Source organism: Moorena sp. SIO2C4, assembly GCF_010672485.1.
GTDB lineage: Bacteria > Cyanobacteriota > Cyanobacteriia > Cyanobacteriales > Coleofasciculaceae > Moorena > Moorena producens.
Window position 1 is genome coordinate 1 of the sequence record NZ_JAAHGN010000851.1, and the last position, 3,400, is coordinate 3,400.

The following is a 3,400-nucleotide window of genomic DNA, read 5'->3' on the forward strand; positions in this document are numbered from 1 at the left end:
TCGGTCAGCGGTCAGCGGTCAGCGGTCAGCGGTCAGCCTTCAGCGGTCAGTGGTCAGTGGTCAGCGGTCAGTGGTCAGCGGTCAGGCTGAAAACTGATAGCTGATAGCTGATCGCTTAAGATTCAATCACTCCATTAATCAGTAACGCTGCTTTAGTTTTGTCTAAAATAACTTTTTCATAGGTTTTGATCGACTCGTTATGAATGGGTGTAGCCATGAACCTATATTGACTGGACGTTGTTAGTTCATCAATCTTCAGGTGAGTCGCCATCGGGTCTTCTATCTGATACTCTTTCTCGAAGTAAAGTAAGCTAATTGTGGTCAGGTGTATTCGATCAGCAATAGCAGCAGCAAGCAATCGATAAAAACGAGCTGCAAAACGGGGGTCTTTCTCTAGTTTATGGGTTAATTTAGCTCGATCAATTGACCACACAATGGAGTCTTCTAAAGCTTTAACTGTAGCGGAAGGGGGATGATCTTTCACAAAAGACATTTCTCCGACTACTTCACCGTTGGATAATCGAGCAATTTCCCGACTTTTCCAAGCTTCAACGGAAACGGTTAAGATGCCATCTAAGACAATGTAGAGTGCATTGATAGATTCTCCTTCATGAATCAAGACATGACCAGCTGGAATTTCTTTACTGCCTAACCATATACTGCTCAGGGTTCCAGTTAATAATGGCTCACCACTTTTGGCAGCAAAAACCCAGGCTGGATTGGTTTCTCCACCTTTGGATGTGATCTGGTAATCCATGATGGTGAATTCATCAGTTTTTTCGTGATTGATATCTCTCCTGAGATTTAATTCAGTGCCAAGGTTGAACTCAATTTGATGGGAAGTAGGGTCTAAACCCATGGACATCTTATTGTCATGGTGAATTTTACTACCTTGCTTTGACCTTCGCTTTTTCTCTATGGAAACTTTAAAATCATCATTGAAACCACGGTGATAATAGGGAAGTTTGCCATTGGTTAAGTTCAGCCTTAGCTCTCCACCGGTTAGCCCAAGTTTGATGCTACCACCGGGTAGTTCTAAAAATTGATCATGAAAGTTTATAGTTAAGAATAGGTCAATTTTATCTGGCTGAACGATAGTCCCCTCTAATTTCATGAACAGGCAATCTTCGTATTTATTATCAATTTCAATAGTTTCTAGTTCTTTTCGCAAATCCTGCGTTATTACCATGCCAGTTGAAATTGGAATCATGAAGTTATTTTGATTAAAACCTAACATAATAATTTATAGTTTTTTAATCTATGTTGATCAGAAATTAAGATTTACGAAAGCTACAATAATCCTCGATTTATTCCGAGAAATTACTGAATTAGTAAGCAGTCAGCTGTCAGCGGTCAGTGGTCAGCTTTCCGTAACTCAGATTAAACCAATGCTTACCTATTTTAGGCGTTGCTGAATAATAGAATGATTTGAAGAGTAGGTGCGCGCCTCCTAGGGCGAGTAAATCGCCCTTGGGTCACACCTGTAGAATGGGCATCTTGGTGGAACGGGCATCTTGCCCGTTATCAATATCTGGTCGAGCGGGCAGGATGCCCACTCTACTGCTATTCATTACTTGATTCAGGAACGCCAAAAGCCAAGCTAGCTAGCCACAGTTAATCTGAAACGACATAAAGGTAAAGTTGAGCGGTGTGAAACCATTTTATAACAAAGCTAAACACTTTTGGTTTCACATCCGCTCCAATGCCATATTAGGCCAAAAAAAGGGGAGCATCCCAATTTGGCACGTTAGCTCTTTTTAGGGGGCTGAAACCCTTGAAATATCGTTGCTTTGGGTAATATTGTTTCCAAAATGGGATGCTCCCAAAAAAAGTTGCTTGGTGGTGGTTGGATTGAGGTATAAAATCCAATTTACAAGATTGCCGACCACTCAAACTTCTTGATGGGCAAATTATTTGTAGAAGGTTTTTCCTTCCTCGACAAGTCCTAAGCTTTGGAGGGTGTCGTTGATAGCATCCATCATACCCACGTCTTGCAGGGTTCCTTTACCATTTACTACGCGACGCAGAGCGACATAGAAGGTAATTTCCCCAACCGCCATTTCGTCGGTCTTGCTACCGCCAGAAACAATCTTCTGAGCATAATAGTTTAATTTTTCTTCGATCAAGTCATTCAGGTTCATTATTAGTTGTCTCCTTTGAAAGGTTCAAAATCCTTGCCTAAAGCCCTTTGATTGGGCCTGCACAGTAGCTTTTTGCCAACCGATCCTACCATGAAATGTGGGACAATGCTTACTGAATTACAGCAGTTTTCAATTGGGTGAGGAGTCGGGAATCGGGAATCGGGAATCGGGAATCGGGAATCGGGAACAGTTCAGGAGCAATTTAGGTTGACCCGGTGGGTGGAATGGGCATCTTGGTGGAATGGGCATCTTGCCCGTTATCAATATTTTCGGACGGACTTTCCCAACTGGCGAAGAGGTGGAAAATCAGGGCGAGCCCGTCTTATCACGCACCCTACGTACTAGGCTGGCTAATGCTAAAAATTAATTCTAAATTCTTCATTCTAAATTCTTCATTAGTCTATTGCCTTTTGACTTGTTCAGCGAAGCTTCCTAATTTCCTCTACAGGTATGCCAGTAGTTTGGCTAATCGTTTCATCATCCAAAAGAGGCAGAAGTTGGCGTGCAATTGTTTGGGCTTTTTCTTTCTCCCCTTCTTCTCTCCCTTGTTTCATTCCTTTTTCTATCCCTTGTTTCTCAGCAAAAAGAATCAGCCCTTGTTGGTCATGAATAAACATTTCTCGTTTTCCTAGTTCCTCCAACTCTTTTCTCGTTAAATTCGCCTGAGAAGCAATCCCAAATGCCTGTTGAAACTCTGGTATTTGTGCCATTTTATCTGGGACTGTATCTAAAGAAGGGGCATTTTTTAAAAAATACATCCACAACTCATCCAATTCTTCTAACTCCTCCAACTGTTTCTCAAATTTCGGTAACTCTACAAACAATAATTGTAAGTAATTTTCTACGTAGCTGATGTTGGTACTTTTTTCTCGGAACTCAAAATGATTAATTACCTGATTATTCTCAGGAAACATAATAAAATCGGTAATGGTCAGAGCAATCACTGGTTTGAGATAACGGTAGCCTTCCCCTTTACCTAATTGTAGTGAGTAAGCTTTAGCTGCGTTATACAAAACTCGACGAGCAAAAGACTCTACCTGCAAAACCTGCATTTCAATAATCACTAGAGAACCATCCTTCAGCTTAGCTTTCACATCCAGGAAAGAGTCTTTGAGGATTGGCAGAGGAGAAGACTGATAAGGATCAATAATTTCTAAATCTTGGATGAGAGGTTGATTGTGATAGACAAGAGCATTGAGGAAGCTAATCAGAATCGGCTTACTTTCCTGGGAGGCAAAGATTTTTTTAAAGGCAAAGTC

Annotated in this window: 3 protein-coding genes; all 3 read right to left on the minus strand. The window is 41.3% G+C overall.

Going from position 1 to position 3,400, the window contains the following annotated elements; genetic code table 11:
- Positions 1 to 115: 115 nt before the first annotated feature.
- Positions 116 to 1,189, minus strand: coding sequence for a cyclic nucleotide-binding domain-containing protein (locus F6K20_RS30225; RefSeq protein ID WP_287297168.1), 1,074 nt, complete (start codon positions 1,187 to 1,189; stop codon positions 116 to 118).
- 721 nt (positions 1,190 to 1,910) lie between these two features.
- A complete protein-coding gene (locus F6K20_RS30230) occupies positions 1,911 to 2,141 on the minus strand; it encodes a hypothetical protein (protein WP_008178072.1) in 231 nt (76 codons plus the stop codon).
- A gap of 419 nt (positions 2,142 to 2,560) precedes the next feature.
- The coding region (locus tag F6K20_RS30235) for an Rpn family recombination-promoting nuclease/putative transposase (RefSeq protein WP_287297170.1) at positions 2,561 to 3,400 on the minus strand (840 nt) is incomplete at its 5' end.